The sequence below is a fragment of the Nocardia sp. JW2 genome, assembly GCF_051843015.1.
Taxonomy (GTDB): domain Bacteria; phylum Actinomycetota; class Actinomycetes; order Mycobacteriales; family Mycobacteriaceae; genus Nocardia; species Nocardia coubleae.
The window spans coordinates 244065-268277 of sequence record NZ_JBPXLK010000006.1 but is presented as its reverse complement, the minus strand read 5'-3'; the positions used below and the strand labels follow the sequence as shown (position 1 = coordinate 268277).

The following is a 24213-nucleotide window of genomic DNA, read 5'->3' as shown; positions in this document are numbered from 1 at the left end:
TCACTGGTAGCCATGGCCTCCACCCGATCCAGCAGGCAGCGGAACTCGGGGACGCCCGCGCCCGCCGTGTCGCCTGCGGAACTGATCGTCGTCACCGCCCCGATCGGGCCCGATCTGACACCGGCCGCTCTGCGTGAGACCAGTGCGGTACGCGGTCACGTCGACGGCCTGCTGCCCGGCGACGCGCACCTGGTGCCGATCTTCGGACCGGGCAACCGGCTCGCGGGCAAACTCGCCGACACACCGCAGGCCGCGCAGGCCGGTTCCTATCTCGGCTATCACCGGGTCGTCGGTGCGGTCGGGGACTTGACCGAGGTGGCCGACCGGTTGCGCGCCGAAGACACCGTCAGCGCGGCGTACGTCAAACCCGCCGCCGAGCCGCCGCTCGCGCCCGGCACGACCGTCGCCCGTGTCCCCGAGGCACCATCGGTGACCCCGGACTTCCGCAGCAGGCAGGTGTACCTGGACGCGGCGCCGAACGGGATCGACGCGACCTGGGCGCATACCCGCCCCGGTGGTCTCGGCACCGGCGTGCGGGTCATCGACATCGAGGGCGCGTGGCGATTCACCCACGAGGATCTGCGCCACAACCAGGGCGGGATCATCGGCGGAACGGCGTCGACGGACCGGGGTTGGCGCGACCACGGCACGGCGGTGGCAGGGGAGATCAGCGGCGATCTGAATCCGTTCGGCATCACCGGTATCGCGCCCGAGGCGCACATCCGGGCGATCTCGATCTTCGGGATCGGTTCGGCGACGGCCATCCGTTCGGCCGCCGACGCACTCGACCCCGGTGACGTGCTGCTCATCGAACTGCACCGGCCCGGACCCCGATTCGACTACCGGGCGACCCCGGATCAGCGCGGCTACATCGCCGTCGAGTGGTGGCCCGACGATTTCGCGGCCGTTCGCTACGCGGTCGGGCGCGGCGTGATCGTGGTGGAAGCCGCGGGCAACGGTGCGGAGGACCTGGACGCACCGATCTACGACACCCGACCGGCCGACTTTCCCACCGACTGGCGAAACCCGTTCCGTAACAACGACTCCGGCGCGATCATCGTCGGTGCCGGCGCACCACCGCCCGGACTCCACGGCCGCGACCACGGCCCGGCGCGCTCTCGCCTGGACTTCTCCAACTACGGCGCCCGCCTCGACGTGCAGGGCTGGGGGCGCGAGGTGACCACCACCGGTTACGGGGACCTGCAGGGCGGTGACGACGAAGACCTCTGGTACACCGACGAATTCAGCGGCACCTCGAGCGCGTCACCGATCGTCGTGGGCGCGATCGCCGCCTATCAGGGCATCCGGTCCACCGGCCCTGGTCGCGCCACCCCGGAATCGGTTCGCACCTTGCTGCGCACGACCGGCTCACCCCAGGCCGCGGCCCCCGGCCGCCCGGTCACCCAGCGCATCGGCTCGCTGCCGGACCTGCGCGCGATGACGGCTCGGATGTAGCCTGCGATATGGCGATCGTTCACCAGACCACCCTGACCCCGAGCAAGCTCGAGCTGCTGGAAGCATGGTTGCCGACACGGCGGTGGTATCGCGGCACCACCCCGCGCCTGAGCAAGGCGGGCGGTTTCCGGCTCGACGATCCCGACGGCGTGGTCGGCATCGAATTCCTGCTCCTGATCGACGACTCGGCTACCGGCCCGCAGCTCTACCATGTCCCGCTGACATACCGAGGTGCGCCACTGCACGGCGCCGACGAAGGCTTGGTCGGCACCATGGAACACGGTGTCCTCGGGCGGCGATGGGCCTACGATGCCACCCGGGATCCGGTCGCGGTGAACGCCGTCGTCGACCTCCTCGCCGGCCGGGCGACCGCCCAGGCCCAGAACTACAGCGACACCGTCGACTCCTCCGTGGAGGTGCGTCGATTCGACGTACCGGACAACTCGGTACAGCCGACCGACACCGACACCCACACCGACCTCCCGGTGTCACCGGAGCTGACGCTACGCATCCACCGCCTCCCCGTGGACCCGCTGCCCGATGCGGTGGGCGCGGTCGCCGTACCGTATGTGCTTGCCGGCGTGCGTCGCTCGGTCGTGGAGATTGTCAGCGTGCGGACGCGCGCAACGGCGCCGGAGGAAAATCAGGTGTGATCGGCGGCCCGGCGTGCGAGGGTGCGATGCATGACTTCGGTGCAGACGATTCGGGTACGGGAAGCCACTCGCGCGGACGCGGAGGCGATCGTGCTGTTGCAGGAGACCGGGTTCGGGATGCGGTACGAGGAGGCCGAGCTCGAGCACAAGCTGCGGATCTTTCCGGTGGAAAGGTCGTTGGTGGCGGTCGACGGAGATCGGGTCGTCGGGCACACGGTCGACATCACCATGAGCGTCACGGTGCCGGGGGAGCGCAGCGTGGCGGCTTGCGGCGTGTCGGGCGTGGCGGTGGCGCCGACGCACCGGCGGCGCGGCATCCTGCGCGCCCTGTATGCGGCGCAACACGAGCGCACCGAGGCGGACGGACTGCCACTGACGATCTTCACGGCCAGTGAAGGGTCGATCTACGGCCGGTTCGGGTACGAGACGGCGATTTTCGACAACACGGTGGTCGTGGATCGGCGCAAGGCGGAGTTCCGCCCCGGCACACCGGATCCCGGTGGCGTCGTGCTCAGCACCCTCGCCGAGGCCGCCGACCACATCCGTGCCGTCTACGACCGATGGCAAGCCCGCACACCCGGTGCCCAGCGGCGTCCCGACGCGAAATGGGACCTCGTCTTCACCGATCCGCAACGCCATCGCGGGAACGCCACCTCCCTGTTCGTGCTGCTCCACGCCGACGGTTACGTCCTGTATCGCCGCCGCTACGACGACGGCAAATCGGCCGTCGTCGTCGCCGAATGGCGCGCCGTCACTACGGAAGCCCAGATCGCCCTGTGGCGGGTTCTGCTCGGCATGGATCTCGTCGACACCGTCGAAGCCAACGTCGCCGACGACGACCCGTTGCCCTACCTCCTGACGAACCCGCGCGCCGTCCAGCTGACCCACCGTGGCGATTCCCTGTGGGCCCGCCTCATGGACGTCCCCGCAGCCCTTACCGCCCGCACCTACCGCCACGACCTCGACACGGTCATCGCGGTCCACGATCCATTCCGCAATGCGGGCGGCACCTTCGCCCTTCACATCCGCGACGGCCACGCCGAATGCACCCCGACCACCCGCCGCCCCGCCCTGACGTGTGACATCAACGTCCTCGCGGGCCTCTACTTCGGCGCCCACCGAGCCACCGCCTACGCCACCGCCCACCGGCTCCACTCCGAAAGTCCCACCACCCTCGCCGCTTTCACCGAAGCCTTCACGACATCGCGCGCGCCCGAACTGGGCTGGTTCTTCTGAACCCCTTACGCCCCGAATCCACTTCGATCCGCGCGCGGCCGTTTCCTGGCGGCGAACAGTACGGCAGCGAGCAGGAGGGCCAGCAGGATCAGCGACAGGAGTACCTGGGGGTGCAGGCCGAGGGGCGACGGGTTGTCGAACTCAGGGTCCTGGATGGCGGTTCCGGGGAAAAGTAGCGCGCCCAGGAGTGCGAGCCATGGAACGGCAAGGATCGCGCAGGCCGAGCCGAGCGTCGGGAACCGGTCGCCTCCCCGTCGCACGAGCAGGATCAGGGCGATGACGCCGAGCAGGAGCGACATGACGATGTATTGGGCGTCGTGGAACTTCGCGTGTGGCGGCCAGGCGTCGTTGCGCAGGTGTTGTGCGGCGCCGGCCGGGATCAGGAAGTCGGCGAGTAGCGCCCCGAATATGGTGGCTAGCGCGACGATTCCGGCGAGCAGGCGGGAGACGTTTCCGAGCGTGATCATGTGTGTCCTTGCGGGTGTCGGCTTTCGGGCTGGTGAGAGCGCAGGAATTGGTCGATGACACGACGGACGTAATCGAGATCGAACGTTCGATGGGCCACGAGTCGACGGAAGAACAACGGGCCGTGCAATTGATCGACCGCGAGGTCGATGTCCAGTCCCGCCGGTAGTTCGGCGCGCGCGATGGCCTCGGCCAGGATCGCGCGAGCCGCTCCGGTTCCGGACCGGTGCAGGCTCACCTTGACCTCCGCGAAACGCGGATCGACCCCGGCTCTTTCGATGATGACGCGCATGGCCTGTTCCATCACCGGTTCGTGGAGCATCGCGCGCGTCGCGGAAAGCACGGCGAGCAGGTCGGCGCGTAGGTCGCCCGTCGGTTCGGGTCGCACCGCCTCGATATGCCAGGCGACGGCATCGCAGACGAGATCGGCGGGTTCGGGCCAGTGCCGGTACAGCGTGGCGCGGCTGACCCCGCTGCGGGCCGCGACGGCACCATGAGTGAGCCCTGCCAGGCCCTGTTCGACCAGCAGTTCGCGCGCTGACGCGAGAGCAGAATTACGGGTGCGCTCGGCGCGCGGATCCGGCGGTCTCATGCGACTCCCATTTCCGATACAAACTGTTTCACAACTATGAAACAGAATGTATCAGAGACTCGTTGGCTCGTCGAGATCCGAAATATTGGAGTGAGTGCTCTCTGTTCGCCTCGATTCACGCTGGCTGTCGACCTGCATCAGCCTGACTGCCTCGTGGATTGTTACAGAGCGAGTGCTCTGTTAATCTCGGTTCATGCCCCGCCCCCGGATACACGATCTCGACCACCTGCTGGACGCCGCCGAGACAATGGCAGTCGACTCCGGTCCCGCCGCTGTCACCGTGCGGGCGCTGTCGGAGGCGACCGGTGTGTCGAACGGGGCGATCTATCACGCCTTCGGGTCGCGCGCCGGGCTGCTGGGCCGCACCTGGCTGCGCGCCGCGCAACGGTTCCTCGAGCTACAACGTCGAGCTGTGGACCGGGCGCTGGCGACCAGTTCCGCGCCGGAACATGCGATCGAAGCGGTGGTGGCGGCCGCCGATACACCGGCGGAATTCCTGCTGGAGCACCCGGCATCGGGGCGCTTCCTGTTGACCGTGTCCCGGCAGGAACTGCTCGGATCGAGCGAGATTCCCGGCGACATCGCCGAAGAACTGCAACGGCTCGACGACCTGCTGACCGGACTGCTCGTCGACCTGGCGCGCGGCGTCTACGGGCGGGGCGATCGGGAAGCGGTGACCGTTGTCCGCGATTGCGTGGTCGAACTGCCGACCGCTCTGCTGCTGCGTGGCCGCCGCGACCCCGAAACCGCAGTGCGCCAACGGCTTGCCGCCGCCGTCCGCGCCGTTCTGGCCCTGCCCCTTGACGACTCCACCCCCAAGAAATGAGAGGCAACACCATGACCGCGACAGTGCATTACGAGGACAAGATCGCCGTGCTCACCCTCGGCGACAACGAAAACCGGTTCTCCCCGGACTGGATCGACAGCGTGAACGCCCAGCTCGACACCATCGAACAGGAAGCGCAGGGCCTGATCACCGTCGGTAGCGGCAAGTTCTATTCCAATGGGCTCGACCTGGAATGGCTGATGGCCAACGGCGACCGAGGCGAATGGTACGTCGGCCGGGTGCAGGAACTGTTCGCCCGCATCCTCACCTTCCCGCTGCCGACCGTCGCCGCCGTCAACGGCCACGCCTTCGGCGCGGGCGCCATGCTGGCCACCGCCCACGACTTCCGGATCATGCGTGCGGACCGCGGCTACTACTGCTTCCCCGAGGTCGACATCGACATCCCCTTCACCCCCGGCATGGCCGCCCTCATCCAGGCCAAACTCGGCCCGCAGGCCGCGGTCACCGCCATGACCACCGGCCACCGCTTCGGCGGTCCCGATGCCCTCGCCGCCGGCCTCGTCGACGCCACGGCCACCGAAACCGAACTCGTCGCCGACGCCGCCACCAAGCTCACCCCGATCCTCGGCAAGAACCCCGCCACCCTCGCCGCCATCAAGAACACCATGTACGCCGCCGTCACCGCGGCCCTGCGCTGAGACGAGACCGGAGGATGCCGACCACGACCACATAGGCCGGCAGTACCAACCGAGCGCTCCGGACCACGCCGCAACGCCCGAATCCGCCGACAACCCCACCGAACTCGTCGTCCCGGTCGACGTCCTCGACGCCGACGGCAACGCCTTCGTCACCGCGAGAATCACCATGCACGCTCGAAGAAGCGGTAGGTCAGGACACCGGTCCGAGGTGACAGGCGATGTCGGTGCGCCACGCCACGGTGGTTGAGGCGCACCGGGGCTCATCGGGCATAGGGTGGGCGGCATGTCCTTGACCGACGGGGAGGGGCAGCACAGCGGGGGGACCCGGCAGGCGATGGTGATCGCGGGCGGGGCGTCGTTCGTGCTCGGGGTGGTGACGTTGCTGTGGCCCGGGCGCGACGAATCGACGCTGGCACTGATTTTCGGGATCGCCCTGGTGATCAGCGCGCTCGTGCAGGGGTTCCTGGCGCTGTGGGCGCGGATCGGGTTCCTGCTTCGGGTGCTGGTACTGGTGAGTGCCGCGCTCACGTCCGTGCTGGCCGTGCTGGCGTTCAGCGGTGGGAACATCGAACTGCTCGCGCTGTGGATCGGGCTCGGGTGGACGGTGCGGGGGATCGTGCTCGCACTCGTCGCGGTGTGGGACGACGATCGCGCCGACAGCTGGACTGCCGAGCTCTGTGGGCTCGGCACCCTCGCGATCGGGATCACGATCATCGCCATGACCTTCAAGACCGTCACCGGCCTGGCGACGATGACCGGCGCCGGACTGATCGTGATCGGCGTGCTCGACCTGCTCGCCGCCGGTATCGTGCGGGCCACACACACCGCCACCGCGCCCGCCCCGACGGTGAACACACAGGCCGTCGCCGACCGCTGACCCCCAATCCCGCACCCGCAGTGCACTTTTCGCGGCGGTGGACGAACATCGGGACAACATGACGTTGCCGGAAACGGAGCGGGTGCTGAACTCTGCGTGCCGGGCCGTTCACAGCTGGGGTAACTGTGCTGCGCGCCGGTAGCGTGGCCCGCGGCGTGCGCAGGTCGCCGCGCGCCGCGTCCGCAGCCCGAAGTATGACCAGGAGAATTGTGGTGTCGCGCGTAATCCCCGGCGTAGCTGCCGATGCCGTCGAACGTGAGAAGCAGGCCATGCGGCGCATGACCGAAAGCCTGGTCGAAGATCTGTCGGACAATGTTCCCGTCGAGCAGGTGACCTCGGCCGTCGGTGCCGCGCACACCCGCTTCGAGGGCAAGCCGATCCGTGAGTTCGTGCCGATCCTGGTGGAGCGGATCGTGCGCAACGAACTCGCCGATTCCGACCCGACCGTGCGAGTGCCTGCGCCGACCGCACGCCCTGCCGCCCCCGAGCAGCCTGTCGAACCGGTCGTCGCCGAGGAGGAGCCTGCCGCGCCGTCGGTGAGCAGGCGGAAGCTCGTTTCGCTGTCGGTGGGTGCGGTCGGGGCGGTGGCGATCGTGGCCGCCGGGATGACGCTGTGGCCGAGCAGCGCCGAAAGTCCGGCCGCCGCACCGGTCGGCGCGGTCACCGTGGTGCGCGGCGTGGTCGGGTCGGAGAAGATGTCGTTCTTCGCCGACGAGCGGGTCGTCAAGGTGCTCACCGACAACGGGATCCGGGTGGAGGTGCAGCCCGCGGGATCGCGGCAGATCGCCACCGAGGTGAACCTCGACAGTTTCGATTTCGCGTTTCCGTCGAGCAAGCCCGCCGCCGAACGCATTCAGCGGTTGCGCAATGTCACCGCCGGGTACACACCGTTCTCCTCGCCGATCGCGATCGCCACCTACCGGCCGATCGCCGACCTGCTCACCGCGGCAGGCGTGATCAAGCCCGGCCCGGTCGCGACCTTCGACATGCAGCGCTACCTCGAACTCACCGCCCAGGGCGTGCAGTGGGACGACCTGCCCGGCAACACGACCTACCCGGTGGCCAAGAACATCCTGGTCTCCACCACCGACCCGCGTACCTCAAATTCCGCCGCGATGTACATGGCCATCGCCGGCTATGTGGCCAACGATCACACCATCGTGCGCGGCGGCACCGCCGAACAGCATGTGCTTCCGACGCTGTCGAAACTGTTCCTCGCCCAGGGCTACACCGACAACAGCAGCGAAGGGCCCTTCACCCAGTACCTGACCAACGGGATGGGCCCGACACCGATGGTGTGCATCTACGAGGCCCAGTTCGTCGAGGCCGCGGGGCAGGGACGCATCACCGATGACATGGTTCTCACCTATCCGACACCCACCGTGCTGTCGAGCCACACGCTTGTCCCGTTCACCGATACCGGCGACCGGATCGGCAAGCTGCTCACCGAGAACCCCGAACTGCGCCGTCTCGCCGCCGAACACGGTTTCCGCACGGGCGACAACGCGCAGTTCACCGCCGTGGCCGCCGAGCGCAAGGTGCCGGTTCCCGCCGACCTGATCGACGTGGTCGATGTGCCCGCGTACGAGACGCTGGAAAACCTACTCGACGGGGTCGCCAAGTCTTACAACTGAGTTCGGTGCGCCGACCTGCGAATATCCCGGGGCGAAAAAGTTTTTCGCGGGCAGCGATGAGTTCTGGCGGTGGGCACCGTCTTTATGGGTGCTACCTGTAGGCCGAGATCCGGGAGAGGCTCATGACCGCCAGTTCCGCCGTCACCACCGGCACCCTCGTGGTGCCTGATGCCCGTCTGTACTACGAGGTCAGGGGGTCGGGACCGCTGATGGTGCTCGTCGGCGCACCGATGAACGCCGCCGCGTTCGCCCCGCTGGCCGAGCAGCTCGCCACCACCAACACGGTCCTCACCACCGACCCGCGCGGTCACAACGCCAGCTCCCTGAACGACCCGGATCAGGACTCCACCGTCGCGGCCCGCGCCGACGACCTGGCCCGGCTCGTCACCCATCTCGACGCGGGCCCGGCGGTGGTGTTCGGTTCCAGCGGCGGCGCCGTGTCCGCGCTCGCCCTGGCCCAGAATCACCCCGACCTCGTCACCACGGTCGTCGCCCACGAACCCCCACTGCGCGAACTGCTCCCCGACGCCGACGCTCAGCGGGCCCGCACCGACGACATCATCGCCACCTACACCGTCGGCGATGTACTCGGCGCGTGGCGGAAGTTCTTCGCCCAAGCCGACATTCCGATTCCCGACCCGGTCCTCGAGCAGATGTTCGGCGCCGATCGCGACCCACGCCAGGTGGCGAGCGAACGCTACTGGCTCACCCACGAACTGCGCCACACCACCGCATGGGTGCCCGATCCGCCCCTGCTCCGCACGATCCCCACCCGCGTCATCGTCGGTATCGGCACCGACTCCAGCGGCCAGCTCTGCGACCGCACCTCCCGCCAACTGGCCTCGGCGCTCGGCATCGACCCGGTCCTGTTCCCCGGCGACCACACCGGATTCGTCAACGAACCAGCCACTTTCGCCGCCCGCCTGCAAGAAGTGCTCGACGAGCCGTGAGCCGCCCGCGGCTACCGCTCCAGCGCCGCACGCTGTCTCGGACTCGAGCGATCAGGTCTCGTGGTGAGCGTGCCGAATGAGTCCCGTGGGCTACTCCGGAGCCATGAAGACAGTGTGGGCGGTACGACGGACATCGGGGTCGGGGTGGGCGCGCAATGCTGTCAGCAATCGAGCCCACTCCCGTGACCAGCCGAATTTGCCTGCGCAGCGATCGACGATGGCGAGTGCTGCCAATGCGGTGGAAGGTGCCGGGCTGCGGGCGAGTTCGGTGCTGATCGTGAGAAACGTCGTCGGTGGAGTGGTGTCGAGTTCGGAGTTGAGCCGTTGGCCCAGGTGATGGGCCGGTCGGGTGACCAGGGCTCCGGTGGCATAGCGGGCGACTTCGTCGAGCGTCGTGACGACACCGGCGGGGTCGGTCCAGCGAATTGCCACCACGGTCAGCTCGATGGCCTGGTCATGCCAGGTCGGGTCGTCGGCCAATGCGGCGACGACCGGCGCGGAGAAGGCGCGCGGGCTCGTGGGGTGGTTGCGGACAACCGTCATGAACCAGTGCAGTAATTTCGAAAGACGCTGGTGCGCGGGGATATCCCGTTCGACGGCGCTGAAATCGGAGCTGCGTAATCTGCGGACGGCCTCGACCACCGCCGCAGGGTCGCCGTCGGTTCGGACACCCGCCAACAGGGCGCGCATCGCGGCTGCCCAGGTGCCGATCGATTCGAGGTCGGTGAGCCGGTAGACGATCACCTCGCGGGTGCCCGTCGCCCACCAACGCTGCCACGTAGTCAGTGTGTCGAGAGCGGCGGCGGCCACGCGAGGATCGTCAGCGGTGGCCAGGTCGCGCACCAGCGCCGCGAACCGTTTCCGCTGCGGGACCGGCAGCGATGCGGGTCCGATGTCGAGAATGGCGCCTGCTACCTCGACATCGGCTGCGGCGTCGTCGAGCAACGCCCACGTCTGGTCGTTGTCGAGGAGGAATCGGGTGGCGAACACCGCCGCGCGCCGCACGTCGCGGTGCGCATCGGGGCGGGTAGCGAGCCCGGCGATGATCGGCAACGCGTCAGGGGCCCGCAACTCGGCGAGAAGTCGGATCGCTTCCTTGCGCGCGGTGATCTTCGGCGATTCGAGCAGCGGCGCAACGGTTCTCGTCAACTGATCCGGCGCTATCCACTTGGCGCAGGTCGCGATACTGCTCACCGCGACGCGGGCACGATCGTCACCCACGTGCCGGGCGAGGACGCTGATGGCGGCTGTCGGCTCGTCGCTGGTGCCGAGTGCGGTGAGCGCGGCCTCGACATCGATGAGTTCGCCGTTGTCGACGAACCACGTGACCCGAGCGAGACTGCCGGGCAGGCGGCCGAGCTGGCGGATCGCCGAGGCTCGCTCGTACGGGGTGGTCTTGCGGCCGCGTGCGTAGTCGTAGAGCAGTCTGGTGTAGCGGTCGATGTGGTGCGGTGGCCACCGGTGGAATCCGGTGACGAACATCGGCACGAACACCACCTTCGCCGACAGGAACCGGCCAGGTGTCCTGGTGTTCAGCAGGGCGTCGAGCAGATCGGTGCGGCGGTCGCCGATCAGCGACTGGACCAGCGGCAGTGTGATCAGGGAACGATCGCGGGCGAGCAGTTGGTCTAGGTGGGTGTCGCGGGTGGCCGGTGCGGCTAGTGCGAGCCGAACAGCGTGGCGGACGGTCGTGTCCGAGGACGCGGAACAGGCGCGCAGGATCAGCCGCTGGAGTACAGGCAGGTCGAAGGCGCGGTGTTCGAGTCCGTCGGCCAAGCTCAGGCACAGGCCCCAGCGTTCCCGCTCCGCCTCGGATTCGAGCCGGGGGAGCAGCGTCGTGAGAATCCGCTGTTCGGCGCCGCGGGGCAGATTGCGGTGCAATCCGGCCAGATTCGGGTCGATCGACAGGTCGGCGAGCCTGCCCATGATGCGGAGTGCGGCCTCGGTGAACGCCGGTTCGGAGGTGATACTGCCGCGCAGCAGCAGTGTGCGCGCGAGCCTGCCGACCGCGTTCGATGTGTTCCACGATCGGTCGCGTGCTTGCAGTGCGTCGGTGGCGAGTTGCTCGAGACCTGGCAGGTGGTCGGTGGTGAACAACGACATCGGGATGTCGGCGACCGCGGTGAGGGCGCTGCTGCGCACCGGATCCTGTTCGTTGCGCAACCGCGCCAGCAGGGACAGCAGTTCGGTGATCACCGATGGATCGCGACTTCCCACCGCTGCCGTGACGAGTTGCGGGTAGGCGGTGGCACGCTCGCCGGTGGTCGGGCGCCGGATGGCTTCGGTCAGCGCCGGTTCGGCTTCGGCCCAGGTGAGTCGCGCGGTGAGCCTGTCGGTGACGTCCGGGATGCCGGTGCTGCCGGGGCGGGACAGGAGTTCGCGGGCGATCTCCGCCCGGGCTGGACCGGGAATCATGTCGAGGAGAGCGAGATCGACCGCTGCGGGCGCCGAGCCCGGCCGCGCGAGGTCGGGGCCGGCGATCGCGGTGCGTCGCGACGGGGGAAGTGCGCGCAGGAATTCGCGCTTCGACCGGGTGCCGAGATAGACCTGTCGCAGGTCGTCGTCGGACAGCGATCGCATTGCCCGCCACAACGCGGGGCCTGCCAGCGCGCGGCCGTTCCCGCTCGGATGCAACATCAGCCTATGCACTGCGCGCGGGTCGTGGCGTGCGAGTCTTCCGATGATCGGATTCAGTGATGTCACCGGCATGAACTCGATGGCCGCCGCGGCCAGGGCGAGCAATCGGTCGGGTGCGTAATCCGCCGCGGCGACCGGGCTCGCGGTGACCCATGCCCACAGTTCTCGCCACTCGGCGCGGTCTGCTTTCCCCGACCGGGCCTCGACGAAATCGAAGACTACACCGATGTGCTTGCCGGACAAGGTAGTCCGGTTCGCTACCGCGTACGCGAGCGTCGGCAGCCATTCGGTGACCACAGCGGGCGAACACGAAGGCAGCACCCGCGCGGCCTCCGCGTCCCCGTACAACGTCCGGAGCGTGGGAACCAGCGCATCTGCGATTTCCTGGCGGTCACCGCGCACGAGAGCCCAGCGGATGCTCTTGCGGGTTCGTTGTGAGGCGCCCGGCAATCTGTCGACGACCACCGCGGGACCGACCCCGAGGCGGATCAATCCCGACAGAGCGCGGGACGCGATCTCCTGGTCCGCCGAATCGAGCTGCGCCAGAAGGTAATCCCGTTGCTCTCCGACGACCGCGAGGAAGTTCGCCGTTCGCGCCCCTGCACGACCACCCGCCACCATCTCGTCGAGCAGCCTCGTCAATTCGGCGGTCCCGGCCAACCGTCGAGCTTCGACCGCCAATGTCCGCATCCGCTGCGGCGCGGACATCCCCGCAACCTCGTCCGACAAGTCCCTCCCCTTACCCTTCATGCCGCCCACCGTATCCGCCCGGAACGACATCGCTGCTCGGCGCCGTAGCCTTGCTCCCATGACGCGCCCCGCACATCTGTGGTCGCCGTCTGCCCGCTCCCGGTCAGCCTCGGGGCCTGCTCGTCGCAGGCGGACGATCTAAGCCATCTGTCCGCGTTTGTCGTCACGACGGCGGCCGGGACGTGCGAAGGGTCTTCCTCTATGCGCCTGCTGACACTTCCCTGGGGAGTACGGCAGTCTGACAGCCGGGTAGTACCGCAGTCCAATGTGCCTGTGTACCAGAGCTTTCTACTGTCTGCTCATGCTGACACGTACGTTGATCCTGCCGATCTGCACCATCGCCTTGTTGCTGACGAGCTGTACTACGAGTTCCGCTGAGGCGCCCGCCGTCGCGCCCGCGCGGCTGGACTCGGTGCGGGCCGACCTTGCCGGGTTGGTCGAGTCCGGTGCTGTCGGCGCTGTCGCCACCCTGACCGACAACGGTGCGACGGCGGTGATGAGTGCTGGGGTCGCCGATCTCGTCGAGGGCGCACCGATTCCTGATGATCGACCGCACCACGTGCGGGTCGGCAGCATTACCAAGACGTTCACGGCGGCGGTGGTGTTGCAGTTGGTCGCCGAGGGGCGGGTGGCGCTGGAGGCGCCGGTGGAGAAGTATCTGCCGGGTTTGCTTCGTGGTGACGGCGTGGACGGGCAGGCGATCTCGGTTCGTCAGCTCCTCGGTCACCGCAGCGGATTGCCGGTTCCGCGTTCGTTCGAATTGACGGAGCATCAGGCGGCCGTCGTCGGACGTACTTTCACACCCGAGGAGGAGATGGCGATCATCCTGCAGTCACCCGCCGAGTCGGCTCCCGGCACCCGCTTCCAGTACAACAACACCAACTACCTGGTGGCGGGGATGCTGATCGAAGCTGTCACCGGGCGCTCGTACGCCACCGAGCTCGCCGACCGCATCATCACCCCGCTCGGCCTGGCCCACACCTATCTGCCCGCCACCGGCGAAACCGGTCTGCGCCGACCCCACCTGTCCGGCTACACCACGGTCGACGGAAACGTCACCGACGAAACCCTCATGGAACCGTCTCTGCCTTGGGCCTCGGGCGCCCTGGTCAGTACCGGCGCCGACCTCAATCGTTTCTACCTCGCACTGGTGTCGGGCCAGGTGGTTCCGCCTGCCCAGTTGCGCGACATGCTCGACGGCGTCGACATGGGCGAAGGCAACGGCATGTCCTACGGACTCGGCATCGGCTACGCCCAGCTCCCTTGCGGCACACGCTTCATCGGCCATAACGGCAACGTCCGCGGCTTCAGCGCCCTCGCGGGCGCCACCACCGCGGGCCGCGCCTTCACCTATTCCTACACCGGCACCCCGACCGCCACGAGCATGGGCGCCTGGATCACCAGCGGGCTCTGCGGCTGATCCACCGCTCCCGGTGCCCGGAGAAGGTTGTATCCGATACCGAGCAACAGGGTTACCGTCGAAGAATGCAGCTTCAACCAGATCAGGGCGATTGGGTGTCTCCGGCGTGCACCCTGCCCACGGCGGAGCAACCGATCCGGGTCGCCGAGTTCGACCAGCTTTTCCGCAGCTCTGCACGCACGACCAGGCGTCCCGATCGGACGCGGCTCGAAGTGATCCTCGATCCGGGTGCCGAGGCGACGGCGCGCGAACTCTCCGACCGTGAGAGCCGCTGCTGCGCGTTCTTCACCTTCGACTTCGCTGTCGAGGAGGAGGGCTTGATGATGCGAGTCGGTGTTCCGGCGAACCACGTCGATGTACTCGACGCCTTCGCCGCACGCGCCTCGGCCGCGATCGAGGCGGCCGGGTGAGCCTTTCACGGATAGGCCGGCTCGCATTCACTGCAACCTCGCCACCGTCGCGGATCAGAATTCGGGATGTACGCCCATGACCGTGTTGCGTTCCATCCTGCTGTTCGCCCTGGCCGCCGTTGCCGAGATCGGCGGCGCCTGGCTGGTCTGGCAGGGCGTGCGCGAACACAAGGGCGTGGCGTGGATCGGCGCCGGAGTCATCGCCCTCGGCCTCTACGGTTTCGTCGCCACGCTGCAGCCCGACGCCAATTTCGGGCGGATCCTGGCCGCCTACGGCGGGGTGTTCGTCGCCGGATCCTTGCTGTGGGGCATGGCATTGGACGGCTTCCGCCCCGACCGCTGGGACGTGATCGGGGCGGCCGTCTGCCTGCTCGGCGTCGCGATCATCATGTACGCGCCGCGCCCGAGCTGACCACGAAATCTCCCATCATCGCCATGTCCTCGTGCTCGAGGTTGTGGCAGTGCAACATGAACGGCCCCGGATAGTCGGTGAAGCGGACCGCGACTTCCACGGCCTCGGCGGGACGGACGTCGACGGTGTCCTTCCAGCCCGCATCGAAGGGTCCGGGCGGGCGGTTGTTGCGGGAGATCACCTGGAACGGGTCGAGGTGGACGTGGACGGGATGGTGGACATCGGTGATGAAACGCCAGATCTCCACGGTGCCGAGACGCGGAGCGGCCAGGGCACGGCCGGATTCGTAAGGCCTGCCGTTGATGGACCAGCCGTTCGGCCCGAGCTGGAACAGGAAGGTGCGTTCGGCGACCGCGGTCGCCGGGTCGAGGCGTTCGACCGGGGCCAGGCGATCCGGGACGGCGGCGTCGTCGTACCGGGTGGGGCCGGTGATGTCGAAGCGGAGGATATCGGTGACCGGGCCGGTGCCGAAAGCGTTGCGGAGACGGACCGACGTGCCGGGCGGGTACGCGGCGAAATCGATGACCACGTCGAAACGTTCGCCGGGGGAGATATCGATGTGGTTGTGCGGCAGTGGGCGATCCAGAAGGCCGCCGTCGCTGCCGATCTGCACGAAAGGGTCTGCGGCGGAACCAGGCTCGAGTGTCAGCCGATAGCGGCGCGCGTTGGACCCGTTGAGCAGCCGGAACCGGTAGCGCACCGGCGACACCTCGAGCCGTGGCCACGGCGCCCCGTTGACCAGGACCACATCGCCGAGAACACCGTTCATGTAGCGATCGGTCACCCCTGGGGTGTGTAGGTCCGGGTCGATCAGCGGATAGGCGAACGAGCCGTCCTCGGCGAAGGAGCGGTCGCAGATGAACAGCGGAATGTCACGGTCACCGCGGGGTAGCGGCAAAGAATCCTCGATCTCGTCGCCGACGAGATGGAAACCGGCCAATCCGCGCCACACGGCGGGCCCGGTGAAACTGTGCCGGTGATCGTGGTACCACAGCGACGCGGCGCGTTGACGGTTCGGATACAAATAGGTGCGTTCTTCGTATGCGAGGTTGCCAGTGGTCGCGGCGGCGCCGTGTCCGTGGGCATTGTGCTGCGGCATCGATGTCGCCCCGACCGGCAGGATCACATCCATCGGGTACCCGTCGCTGTCGGCGGGCGTGTGTCCGCCGTGTAGGTGCACCACGGTCGGGTGTGGCAGTTCATTGCGGTGGCGCACCGAGGTCGCCCGACCCGATCGTGCCCGGATCGTCGGTCCGGGAAACTGCCGTGATAGGTCCACGCCTCGGTACGTAAGCCAGGCAGGATGTCGAGTTGTGCTGTGCGCTGGATGATCTCGTAGTAGTCGGTGGTGGCGTCGGACCGGAACGGTGCCAGTTCTGGGGGCATGGGGAGCCGCGTCTGGAACAGCACGGGCAATCGGGCGGCGCTCGGCAGCAGCAGCCCCGGTTGACCAGGCCGCACGACCCGTGGCACCCCCGCCCCGACGGCGACGGCAGCGCCGACCGCGATGCCCGCGCGCAGGAACCCGCGCCTGCTGATCCTCATCGCTGCCACCGCCACGCCCAATTCACCTGCAACGCGGTGCCGATCGACAAGGCGACGGCGAGCGGGATGTGCACGGCGAGTACCCGTTGCTCACCGAGCGGGATCAGCGCCACCGCGATCAGCAACTGGATCACCGCGGTGCGCACCGGCCACGCCGGGCCACTGCCCTTGCGCCACAACAACACCGATGCGACGACCTGCACCAGGAACACCACCCCGACCAGCCCGCCGTTGCGGCTGTGCATCGCCAAGGCCTCGAAATGCCCGGCCAGAAACCCGCCGGCCAGTGCCGCCTGGGCGAACACCAGCGCGGCGGCGACGGTCACCGTCGCCCGGAACACCGGCAGCGGCCACCGCGGGTGCGCCGCGGTCATCGGCGCGCCTGCCGCACACCACGGCGCCACACGTCGGCGATGGCGCCGGTGGTGGTGATGTCGGTGGTCGGGTCGCCCTCGACGAGCAGCAGGTCGGCGCGCGAACCCGGCGCGATCCGACCACGATCGGCCAACCCGAATCGATCCGCCGGTCGGCTGGTCGCCGCAGCCAGCACCTCCAGCGGAGACAGACCGATCTCGCTCAGCAACACCAGTTCCCGATGCAAGCTCGCACCATGAGTGGGCGCGAACGGATTGGCGTCGGTGCCCGCGAGCAGCGGCGCTCCCGCGCGATACAGCGCCCGAGCCACGCTCAGAGCGTCCTCGAAAGAGCCCGGACGCGCGCAATCCGCCGCGTTCTCGTGCTGATGGCCGAGGGTTTCGAAGTAGACGAGTGTGCTCACCACGAAGACGTTCTCGGCGGCTACCCGTTCGACCAGGTCGGCGGTGTGCGGCGAGACATCGGTCCAGACGTGCGCCAGCCCGTCGACTCCCGCGTCCAGCGCGATGCGCACCTCGCCCTCGGTGATCGCGTGCGCGATGACCCGCAAACCCGCCCGATGTGCTTCCTCGGTCAGGGCGGTCGCGGTCGCGGCGGACAACACCGGAAGCTCGGCGCCGTGCACGGCGCCGTCGTCGACGACGATCTTCAGGTAGTCCGCGCCTTCCGCCAGCCTGGCCCGCACGAAGTCCGCGGCCTGTTCGGGGCCGGAGATGGTGTCGAACGGTGCGAGTCCGAGTTCGGCGACACCGGGCGCTGCGAGCAGTTGACCGGGGTGACCGCCGGGCGCGGTGGCCAGTGTGCCCGCGCTGAGGAAGTCGGCCACATCGTCACGGGTGGCGGCCAGCGCGCGTTGGGTGGGCAGCACCTCGGGCAGACAGAACATGTCGAGTTCGGTGGTCACTCCGAAGGTGAGCGCGCGGGCCAGGTCTCCGTCGAAGATGTGGGTGTGGCAGTCGATCAATCCGGGAAGGACGGTGCGACCTGTGCCGTCGACCTCCACCTCGGCCGGGGCGTGGTCGTCGACCACGATGCGGTCGCCCTCGATGAGCACGCTGGTGTTATCGACGCTGCGCTCGCCGTCGAAAACCCGGACATCACTGATTCGAGTACGCATGGAACCTCCTTGGTTGAAACGGATTCGCCGACAAAGAGGCAGCCGCGCCACCGAATGTGACGAATACGGCCGGTTCCTATGCGATGGATCACAGATTCGGATGCGGCTGTCACACTTCGCCTCGTCGGCCACCTCTTTGTGGGAAGACCTGTTTCCGCTGGACCGGAGGACACCATGACCGATGACATCGACAACGCCACCGAGGTGTTCGTCGGCTACCGCGAACTGCTGTTCTCGGTGGTCTACAACATGCTCGGCAGTGTCGCCGACACCGAGGACGTGCTGCAGGAAGTGTGGTTGGCCTGGCAGTCCCGGTCGGTCGGCAGCGAACCCATCGACAATCCCCGCGCCTACCTCACCCGGATGGCGGTGAACCAGGCCCTCGCCCGCCGCGCCACGCTGAGTCGGCGCCGCGAAGACTATGTGGGGCAATGGCTTCCGGAACCGTTGCTCGACGGCGAGCCCGACGGAGCGACAACGGTGGAACGCACCGAAGCGTTCTCGATGGCGATGCTGGTCGTCCTGGAATCGCTGACCCCGCTCGAGCGGGCCGTCTTCGTTCTCAACGAGGTCTTCGCCTATCCGCACACCGAGATCGCCGAGATGGTCGATCGCTCACCGGCCGCCGTCCGGCAGATCGCTCATCGCGCCCGCGCGCATGTGCGGGCGCGGCGCCCCCGTACCCAGGTCGACCCGCGAGTCTGCCGGGCGGTCACCGAACGTTTCGTTGCCGCGGCCATGGGGGGCGACCTCGACGAACTCCTGGCGGTCCTCTCACCGGAGGTCACCTTGTGGACCGACGGCGGCGGCACCGGACCGGCGACCAGTTTGCGGCCCGTGCACGGCAAGACTGCCGTCGCCGAGGTCTTCATGGCCGTCGCCGCGGCCGGACTGGACGGCTATCACGTGGGTTGGCGCACGGTCAGCGGTGACCCGTGCGCCGTTGTCTTCGACGGTGATGCGCCCCTCGCGGTGGTGGTGCTGGATGTCGCCACCGACGACACCGTGATCGGGATCTATTCGGTCACCAACCCCGAAAAACTCACCCACCTGCACAACCCGACCCGCTGAGAGGTTGTGCCTCCAAGCGACTCAACGGACGAAGTGGGCCGCCCGTTCTGCCAGGTCGAGAACGGGCTGGGGGAACAGGCCGAGGAGCACGGTCGCGCCCGCGGTGAAGGCCACGACGAGGACGGTCGCGAACGGCGAGGTCGCGGTCGGGGCGTCAGCGGGCGGGTCGGTGAAGAACATCAGCACGATGACGCGGACGTAAAAGAACGCCGCGATGGCGCTGCACACGACACCGATGATGACCAGGAAGATGTAGTCGGCACCGGATGCCGCGGCGAATACCGCGAACTTGCTGACGAATCCGCTGGTCAACGGAAGCCCGGCGAACGACAGCAGCAGCAGCGCGAAAACCGAGGCCAGCCAGGGGGACCGCTTACCGAGACCGGCCCACTGCGACATGGCGGTCGCCTCGTCGCCGGAACCGTCGCGCACCAGACTGACCACCGCGAACGCACCGACCGTGCCGAGACCGTAGGCCAGCAGATAGAACATCACCGCCGCCAAACCCGCGGAATCGGCGGCGGTCATGCCGACGAGCAGGAACCCGGCGTGCGCGATGGAGGAGTAGGCGAGCATCCGCTTCACATCGGTCTGGGTGACCGCCATGACCGCGCCCACCACCATCGTCGCCACCGCGACGGCGGCGAGCACGGGGCGCCAATCATCGCTGAGCGCACCGGTTCCCACCATCAGCACGCGCATGGTCGCCCCGACCGCGGCGATCTTGGTCGCCGCCGCCATGAACGCGGTGATCGGGGTCGGTGCGCCCTGGTACACGTCGGGCACCCACGCCTGGAACGGCACGGCACCGATCTTGAACAGCAGTCCCACCGCGAGCATCGCGATACCGAGCAGGGCGAGAGTGGCGTCGTCGCCCTGCTTGTCCAGTGCCGCACCGATTTCCGGCAACGAGACGGTGCCGGTCTGCCCGTAGAGCAGGGCGACACCGTAGAGGAAGAACGCGGAGGAGAAGGCACCCAGCAGGAAGTACTTCAGTGCCGCTTCCTGCGACAGCAACCGCCTGCGCCGGGCGAGTCCGCACAGCAGATACAGCGGCAGCGACAGCACCTCCAGCGCGACGAACATGGTGAGCAGATCGTTGGACGCGGGAAACAGCAGCAACCCGCCCAGAGCGAGCATGGTCAGCGGGAAGACCTCGGTGGTCGAGACGCCCGCCCGCACGGCGGCGAGTTCGTTGGCGCTGCCCGGGACCGACGATGCCTGCGGGGTGAAGGCGTCGACACCGCGTTCGAGGACGGCGGCGGCCCGGCTCCAGGTGCCCGGCCCGCTGCGCACGCGCCGTACCGCACCGCGTTCGGCGATCAGCAGCAGTCCGAGCAGCCCGATCACGAGAATGGTGCCCTGCAGAAACAAGGTGACACCGTCGATCGCGACGGCGCCGACCACGGCGGTGGCCTCGGTGCCGGCTAGCAGCACCACGGCGACCAGCGCGGCGAGCACACCGGCGATGCCGAGCACCACATGGGTGCCGTACCGGTAGGCGCGGGGCGCGAACGCCTCGACCAGCACACCGACGACGCCGACGGTGAACACGATCAGCATCGGTGCGAGCAGGTGGTATTCGATGCTCGGCGCGGTCAGCGGGGCCGCGAGCTCGTTGATGGTCACGGAGTCCGTCCTCATTTGTGTCCGCCGGTGGGGGCTGCTTCGGGAGCGGGGACCTTCGGTGCCGGATCCTGCTTACCGATGGTCGACAAGGTCTGTCCCACCGCGGGATTCACCAGGTCGAGCATCGGCTTCGGGTACAGGCCGAGCACCAGCAGGGCGACGAGCAGCGGAACGACCACGGCGAGTTCGCGCGGCACCAGATCGCGCAGATTCTCGTTGCCCTCACGCACCGGACCGGTCATCAGTCGCTGGTAGAGCCACAGCACGTAGATCGCGGCAAGGACCAGCGCACCGGTCGCCACCACCGCGGCCACCTCGTACCGGCTGAATGTGCCGACCAGCACCAGGAATTCGCTGACGAACGGAGCGAGTCCGGGCAGCGACAAGGTCGCCAATCCGGCGATGAAGAACGTGCCCGCCAGCACGGGGGCCACCTTCTGCACGCCGCCGAAATCGGCGATCATCCGGCTGCCGCGCCTGCTGACGAGGAATCCGGCGATGAGAAACAGTGCGGCCGTGGACAATCCGTGGTTCACCATGTACAGGGTGGCACCGGACTGCGCCTGGGAGGTCATGGCGAAGATGCCGAGGATGATGAACCCGAAGTGCGAGATGGAGGTGTAGGCGATCAGGCGCATCACGTCGGTCTGCCCGATCGCGAGCAGAGCACCGTAGAGCACACCGATCACCGCGAGGGTGATGACGAGCGGAGCGAAGGTGTCGGAGGCCAGCGGGAACAGCAGCAGGCAGTAGCGCAGCATGCCGAAGGTGCCGACCTTGTCGACCACCGCCATCATCAGCACCGCGCTCGACGGGGTGGCCGACACGGCGGCGTCGGGCAGCCAGGTGTGCAGCGGCCACAGGGGAGCCTTCACCGCGAAGGCGAACATGAACCCGAGGAACAGGGCGTTCAAGACCGCCGTACTACCGCCGAGTTCGCCGTTGTTGGCCGCTTCGACCACCACCCGCAGATCGAAGGTGCCCGCCGAGCCCTGACCGAGACCGGCGCGGGCGGTGAGCACGTACAGCCCGATCACCGCGGCCAGCATGATCAACCCGCCGAACAGGTTGTACAGCAGGAACTTCACCGCCGCGCGCGAGCGTTGCGCGCGCACGGCGGCGTCGGTGGTGCGGGCGCCGAAGCCGCCGATGAGGAAGTACATCGGGATCAGCATGGCTTCGAAGAAGATGTAGAACAGCAGGATGTCGAGGGCGAGGAACGAGATCAGCACCATCGACTCGACCAGCAGCATCAACGCCATGTACAGGTGGGCGTTCTTGCGGCCGTCGCCGCTGTCGTCGTTCCAGCCCGCCAGGATCAGCAGCGGAACGAGCAGCGCGGTGAGCAGTACCAGGGCGGTGGCGATGCCGTCGAGGCCGAGGGTGTAACCCACACCGAACGCCGGGATCCACTCGTGGGATTCGACGAATTGGTATTGCTCACCGCCGGGCCGGAAATTCACCGCGAGCACGACGGCGAGCACGAGCACACCGAACGACACCGTGAACGCGAGCGCGCGGGCCAGGGTGCGCTGGGCGGCGGGGACCGCGAGCACCGCGACGGCACCGATCGCGGGGGCGAGCCAGAGCGTCGTCAGCCAGGGAAACGAGTTCACCAGAACCTCACCGCGAGCAGGGCAGCGGCCACCAGGGCCGCGCCGGTGAACATGGACAGGGCATACGAGCGGACGAAACCTGTTTGCACGCGCCGGGTCCGGGCCGACAGCCCGCCGATGGCGGCGGCCGTCCCGTTGACGATCCCGTCGACACCCTTGGCATCGACGAATACCAGCGCCCGGGTGAGGTAGCGGCCGGGACGTTCGAACGCCGCCTCGTTGACGGCATCACCGTAGAGATCCTTGCGTGCGGCGCGGGTGAGCACGGTGACCGGCTCCGGCGCGACCTCGGGAACGGCCGACTCGGCGTACTTGCGGTAGGCCACGGCGACACCGATCGCGACCACCGTCAACGCGAGTCCGGTGACGACGATGGGCGGGACGACGGGTTCGGCGTGGTGCGAGCCGACGACGGGTTCGAGCCAGTGCACCAGCGACGAGCCCCACACGAACAGTCCACCGGCGAACACGGATCCGAGGGCGAGCAGGATCATCGGCCCGGTCATCACCGCGGGTGATTCGTGCGGATGGGTGTCGGGTTTCCACCGGCGTTCACCGAAGAACGTCATCAGCATGACCCGGGTCATGTAGAAGGCGGTGAGCCCGGCGCCGAGCAGGGTGACCACCCCGAGCAGGACACCGGTTGGGCCGCCGTGGTCGAAGGCGGCCTCGATGATCTTGTCCTTGGAGAAGAAGCCCGACAGTGGTGGCACGCCGATGATCGCCAGGTAGCCGAGCCCGAAGGTGACGAAGGTGATCGGCATCAGGGTGCGGAGGCCGCCGTAGCGGCGCATATCGGTTTCGTCGTTCATCGCGTGCATCACCGATCCGGCGCCGAGGAACAGCCCGGCCTTGAAGAAGCCGTGGGTGAGCAGGTGCATGATCGCGAAGGCGTAGCCGGCGGGGCCGAGACCGACGGCGAGGATCATGTAGCCGATCTGGCTCATCGTCGAGGCGGCCAGCGCCTTCTTGATGTCGTCCTTGGCGCAGCCGATGATCGCGCCGAACAGCAACGTCACCGCGCCGACGGCGAGCACCGCGGCCTGTGCGCCGGGGGCCAGATCGTAGATCGGGTTGGCGCGCGCGATCAGGTACACACCGGCGGTGACCATGGTGGCGGCGTGGATGAGCGCCGACACCGGAGTCGGGCCTTCCATGGCGTCACCGAGCCAGGACTGCAGCGGCACCTGCGCGGATTTACCGCACGCGGCGAGCAGCAACATCAGCCCGATCACGGTGAGCGTGCCTTCGCTCGCGTCCGGTGCGGCGGCGAACACGGTCTGGAAGTCGAAGGAGCCGAAGGTCGCGAACATGACCATCATGGCGATGGCAAGACCCATGTCACCGACCCGGTTCACCACGAATGCCTTCTTGGCAGCCGTTGCGGCGGAGGGCTTCTCGTACCAGAACCCGATCAGCAGGTACGACGCAAGACCCACACCTTCCCAGCCGAGGTACAGCACGAGGAAGTTGTCGGCCAGGACGAGCACCAGCATGGCGGCCAGGAACAGGTTGAGGTAGCCGAAGAAGCGGCGCCTGCCCGGATCGTGGCTCATGTAGCCGATCGAATAGAGGTGGATCAGGGAACCGACGCCGGTGATGAGCAGCGCGAAGCAGATCGACAGCTGATCGAGTTGCAGCCCGAACCCGACCTGCATCTGCGCCACCGGCACCCAGGTGAACAGCTCCAGATGCTGGGCTCGGTCGGCGTCGGCGCGACCGAGCATGCCGACGAACGCGACGACCGCGACGACGAACGAACCGAGGGCGGCGGCCGTACCGAGGTAGTGCCCCCAGCCGTCGGCGCGGCGCCCGAGCAACAGCAGAACGATCGCGCCGAACAGGGGGATCGCGGGCAGCAGCCACAACGTTGCGGTACCCATG

General features: G+C 68.0%; 22 protein-coding genes. 12 read left to right on the top strand and 10 right to left on the bottom strand.

The annotated features are described in order from the left end of the window. Positions 1 to 12: 12 nt before the first annotated feature. The 3 genes from ACSVDM_RS12100 to ACSVDM_RS12090 are packed head-to-tail and all read left to right on the top strand — an operon-like array spanning position 13 to position 3344. Positions 13 to 1455, top strand: coding sequence for a S8 family serine peptidase (locus tag ACSVDM_RS12100; RefSeq protein WP_439264759.1), 1443 nt, complete (start codon positions 13 to 15; stop codon positions 1453 to 1455). Positions 1456 to 1463: 8 nt separating this feature from the next. Continuing rightward, complete coding sequence (locus ACSVDM_RS12095) at positions 1464 to 2108, top strand: maltokinase N-terminal cap-like domain-containing protein (protein WP_439264757.1); 645 nt, start codon at positions 1464 to 1466, stop codon at positions 2106 to 2108. Between the two features lie 30 nt (positions 2109 to 2138). After that, entirely contained in the window at positions 2139 to 3344 is a 1206-nt protein-coding gene (locus ACSVDM_RS12090) for a GNAT family N-acetyltransferase (protein ID WP_439264756.1), read from the top strand. Positions 3345 to 3349: 5 nt separating this feature from the next. Here ACSVDM_RS12090 and ACSVDM_RS12085 read toward each other — a convergent pair whose 3' ends face one another. Together ACSVDM_RS12085 and ACSVDM_RS12080 are read right to left on the bottom strand one after the other, a co-directional pair. Beyond that, positions 3350 to 3811 (bottom strand): DUF6640 family protein, encoded by a 462-nt coding sequence (locus tag ACSVDM_RS12085; protein WP_439264754.1) that lies wholly within the window; start codon positions 3809 to 3811, stop codon positions 3350 to 3352. Beyond that, positions 3808 to 4401, bottom strand: coding sequence for a TetR/AcrR family transcriptional regulator (locus tag ACSVDM_RS12080; RefSeq protein WP_439264752.1), 594 nt, complete (start codon positions 4399 to 4401; stop codon positions 3808 to 3810). Before ACSVDM_RS12080 ends, ACSVDM_RS12085 begins: the two co-directional genes overlap by 4 nt. Before the next feature lie 193 nt (positions 4402 to 4594). Between ACSVDM_RS12080 and ACSVDM_RS12075 the strand changes: the two genes are divergently transcribed. The 5 genes from ACSVDM_RS12075 to ACSVDM_RS12055 all read left to right on the top strand — a co-directional run bounded on the left by ACSVDM_RS12075 (position 4595) and on the right by ACSVDM_RS12055 (position 9347). Then, positions 4595 to 5227, top strand: coding sequence for a TetR/AcrR family transcriptional regulator (locus ACSVDM_RS12075; protein ID WP_439264751.1), 633 nt, complete (start codon positions 4595 to 4597; stop codon positions 5225 to 5227). An 11-nt stretch (positions 5228 to 5238) separates the two neighbouring features. After that, positions 5239 to 5886: an enoyl-CoA hydratase-related protein gene (locus ACSVDM_RS12070; protein WP_439264749.1), complete on the top strand. Its 648-nt coding sequence runs from the start codon at positions 5239 to 5241 to the stop codon at positions 5884 to 5886. Between the two features lie 283 nt (positions 5887 to 6169). After that, positions 6170 to 6763, top strand: coding sequence for a DUF308 domain-containing protein (locus ACSVDM_RS12065; protein ID WP_439264747.1), 594 nt, complete (start codon positions 6170 to 6172; stop codon positions 6761 to 6763). Between the two features lie 212 nt (positions 6764 to 6975). After that, a complete protein-coding gene (locus ACSVDM_RS12060) occupies positions 6976 to 8397 on the top strand; it encodes a three-helix bundle dimerization domain-containing protein (RefSeq protein ID WP_439264745.1) in 1422 nt (473 codons plus the stop codon). A gap of 122 nt (positions 8398 to 8519) precedes the next feature. Then, on the top strand, positions 8520 to 9347 hold the full coding sequence (locus tag ACSVDM_RS12055) for an alpha/beta fold hydrolase (RefSeq protein WP_439264743.1): 828 nt from the start codon (positions 8520 to 8522) through the stop codon (positions 9345 to 9347). Positions 9348 to 9437: 90 nt separating this feature from the next. Here the strand turns inward: ACSVDM_RS12055 and ACSVDM_RS12050 are convergent, their stop codons facing one another. After that, positions 9438 to 12692 (bottom strand): hypothetical protein, encoded by a 3255-nt coding sequence (locus tag ACSVDM_RS12050; RefSeq protein WP_439264741.1) that lies wholly within the window; start codon positions 12690 to 12692, stop codon positions 9438 to 9440. A 343-nt stretch (positions 12693 to 13035) separates the two neighbouring features. Here ACSVDM_RS12050 and ACSVDM_RS12045 point away from each other — a divergent pair, with 343 nt between their 5' ends. The 3 genes from ACSVDM_RS12045 to ACSVDM_RS12035 all read left to right on the top strand — a co-directional run bounded on the left by ACSVDM_RS12045 (position 13036) and on the right by ACSVDM_RS12035 (position 14976). After that, positions 13036 to 14154 (top strand): serine hydrolase domain-containing protein, encoded by a 1119-nt coding sequence (locus tag ACSVDM_RS12045; protein WP_439264739.1) that lies wholly within the window; start codon positions 13036 to 13038, stop codon positions 14152 to 14154. A gap of 65 nt (positions 14155 to 14219) precedes the next feature. After that, positions 14220 to 14564 (top strand): hypothetical protein, encoded by a 345-nt coding sequence (locus ACSVDM_RS12040; RefSeq protein ID WP_439264737.1) that lies wholly within the window; start codon positions 14220 to 14222, stop codon positions 14562 to 14564. Positions 14565 to 14640: 76 nt separating this feature from the next. Next, a complete protein-coding gene (locus ACSVDM_RS12035) occupies positions 14641 to 14976 on the top strand; it encodes a YnfA family protein (RefSeq protein ID WP_439264735.1) in 336 nt (111 codons plus the stop codon). Here ACSVDM_RS12035 and ACSVDM_RS12030 read toward each other — a convergent pair. The 4 genes from ACSVDM_RS12030 to ACSVDM_RS12015 are packed head-to-tail and all read right to left on the bottom strand — an operon-like array spanning position 14951 to position 18013. After that, positions 14951 to 16192, bottom strand: coding sequence for a multicopper oxidase family protein (locus ACSVDM_RS12030; protein ID WP_439264734.1), 1242 nt, complete (start codon positions 16190 to 16192; stop codon positions 14951 to 14953). The two genes, ACSVDM_RS12035 and ACSVDM_RS12030, sit on opposite strands and share 26 nt — an antisense overlap. Then, positions 16099 to 16521: a twin-arginine translocation signal domain-containing protein gene (locus tag ACSVDM_RS12025; protein ID WP_439264732.1), complete on the bottom strand. Its 423-nt coding sequence runs from the start codon at positions 16519 to 16521 to the stop codon at positions 16099 to 16101. The genes ACSVDM_RS12030 and ACSVDM_RS12025 overlap by 94 nt, the downstream gene beginning before the upstream one ends. Further along, a complete protein-coding gene (locus ACSVDM_RS12020; RefSeq protein WP_439264731.1) occupies positions 16518 to 16895 on the bottom strand; it encodes a hypothetical protein in 378 nt (125 codons plus the stop codon). Before ACSVDM_RS12020 ends, ACSVDM_RS12025 begins: the two co-directional genes overlap by 4 nt. After that, positions 16892 to 18013 (bottom strand): amidohydrolase family protein, encoded by a 1122-nt coding sequence (locus tag ACSVDM_RS12015; protein WP_439264729.1) that lies wholly within the window; start codon positions 18011 to 18013, stop codon positions 16892 to 16894. The genes ACSVDM_RS12020 and ACSVDM_RS12015 overlap by 4 nt, the downstream gene beginning before the upstream one ends. Before the next feature lie 174 nt (positions 18014 to 18187). On the opposite strand from ACSVDM_RS12015, the gene sigJ reads away from it, so the two are divergent. Next, positions 18188 to 19084 (top strand): RNA polymerase sigma factor SigJ, encoded by an 897-nt coding sequence (gene sigJ, locus ACSVDM_RS12010; protein WP_439264727.1) that lies wholly within the window; start codon positions 18188 to 18190, stop codon positions 19082 to 19084. 21 nt (positions 19085 to 19105) lie between these two features. On the opposite strand, the gene nuoN is transcribed toward sigJ, so the two are convergent. The 3 genes from nuoN to nuoL are packed head-to-tail and all read right to left on the bottom strand — an operon-like array spanning position 19106 to position 24212. After that, positions 19106 to 20728 (bottom strand): NADH-quinone oxidoreductase subunit NuoN, encoded by a 1623-nt coding sequence (gene nuoN, locus ACSVDM_RS12005; protein WP_067638464.1) that lies wholly within the window; start codon positions 20726 to 20728, stop codon positions 19106 to 19108. After that, the gene (locus ACSVDM_RS12000; protein WP_439264725.1) at positions 20725 to 22329 is read right to left on the bottom strand and encodes an NADH-quinone oxidoreductase subunit M; all 1605 of its coding nucleotides are present in this window, start codon (positions 22327 to 22329) and stop codon (positions 20725 to 20727) included. Before ACSVDM_RS12000 ends, nuoN begins: the two co-directional genes overlap by 4 nt. Further along, complete coding sequence (gene nuoL / locus ACSVDM_RS11995; protein WP_439264723.1) at positions 22326 to 24212, bottom strand: NADH-quinone oxidoreductase subunit L; 1887 nt, start codon at positions 24210 to 24212, stop codon at positions 22326 to 22328. The genes ACSVDM_RS12000 and nuoL overlap by 4 nt, the downstream gene beginning before the upstream one ends. Between the last annotated feature and the right edge of the window lies 1 nt (position 24213).

Coding starts and splice junctions, on each gene's coding strand:
- ACSVDM_RS12100 (WP_439264759.1), top strand. CDS start 13: ATGGCCTCCACCCGATCCAGCAGGCAGCGGAACTCGGGGACGCCCGCG.
- ACSVDM_RS12075 (WP_439264751.1), top strand. CDS start 4,595: ATGCCCCGCCCCCGGATACACGATCTCGACCACCTGCTGGACGCCGCC.
- ACSVDM_RS12045 (WP_439264739.1), top strand. CDS start 13,036: ATGCTGACACGTACGTTGATCCTGCCGATCTGCACCATCGCCTTGTTG.
- ACSVDM_RS12025 (WP_439264732.1), bottom strand. CDS start 16,521: ATGAGGATCAGCAGGCGCGGGTTCCTGCGCGCGGGCATCGCGGTCGGC.
- ACSVDM_RS12085 (WP_439264754.1), bottom strand. CDS start 3,811: ATGATCACGCTCGGAAACGTCTCCCGCCTGCTCGCCGGAATCGTCGCG.
- ACSVDM_RS12035 (WP_439264735.1), top strand. CDS start 14,641: ATGACCGTGTTGCGTTCCATCCTGCTGTTCGCCCTGGCCGCCGTTGCC.
- ACSVDM_RS12020 (WP_439264731.1), bottom strand. CDS start 16,895: ATGACCGCGGCGCACCCGCGGTGGCCGCTGCCGGTGTTCCGGGCGACG.
- ACSVDM_RS12055 (WP_439264743.1), top strand. CDS start 8,520: ATGACCGCCAGTTCCGCCGTCACCACCGGCACCCTCGTGGTGCCTGAT.
- ACSVDM_RS12040 (WP_439264737.1), top strand. CDS start 14,220: ATGCAGCTTCAACCAGATCAGGGCGATTGGGTGTCTCCGGCGTGCACC.
- ACSVDM_RS12095 (WP_439264757.1), top strand. CDS start 1,464: ATGGCGATCGTTCACCAGACCACCCTGACCCCGAGCAAGCTCGAGCTG.
- nuoN (WP_067638464.1), bottom strand. CDS start 20,728: ATGAGGACGGACTCCGTGACCATCAACGAGCTCGCGGCCCCGCTGACC.
- nuoL (WP_439264723.1), bottom strand. CDS start 24,212: ATGGGTACCGCAACGTTGTGGCTGCTGCCCGCGATCCCCCTGTTCGGC.
- ACSVDM_RS12015 (WP_439264729.1), bottom strand. CDS start 18,013: ATGCGTACTCGAATCAGTGATGTCCGGGTTTTCGACGGCGAGCGCAGC.
- ACSVDM_RS12050 (WP_439264741.1), bottom strand. CDS start 12,692: ATGTCCGCGCCGCAGCGGATGCGGACATTGGCGGTCGAAGCTCGACGG.
- ACSVDM_RS12090 (WP_439264756.1), top strand. CDS start 2,139: ATGACTTCGGTGCAGACGATTCGGGTACGGGAAGCCACTCGCGCGGAC.
- ACSVDM_RS12070 (WP_439264749.1), top strand. CDS start 5,239: ATGACCGCGACAGTGCATTACGAGGACAAGATCGCCGTGCTCACCCTC.
- ACSVDM_RS12065 (WP_439264747.1), top strand. CDS start 6,170: ATGTCCTTGACCGACGGGGAGGGGCAGCACAGCGGGGGGACCCGGCAG.
- ACSVDM_RS12080 (WP_439264752.1), bottom strand. CDS start 4,401: ATGAGACCGCCGGATCCGCGCGCCGAGCGCACCCGTAATTCTGCTCTC.
- sigJ (WP_439264727.1), top strand. CDS start 18,188: ATGACCGATGACATCGACAACGCCACCGAGGTGTTCGTCGGCTACCGC.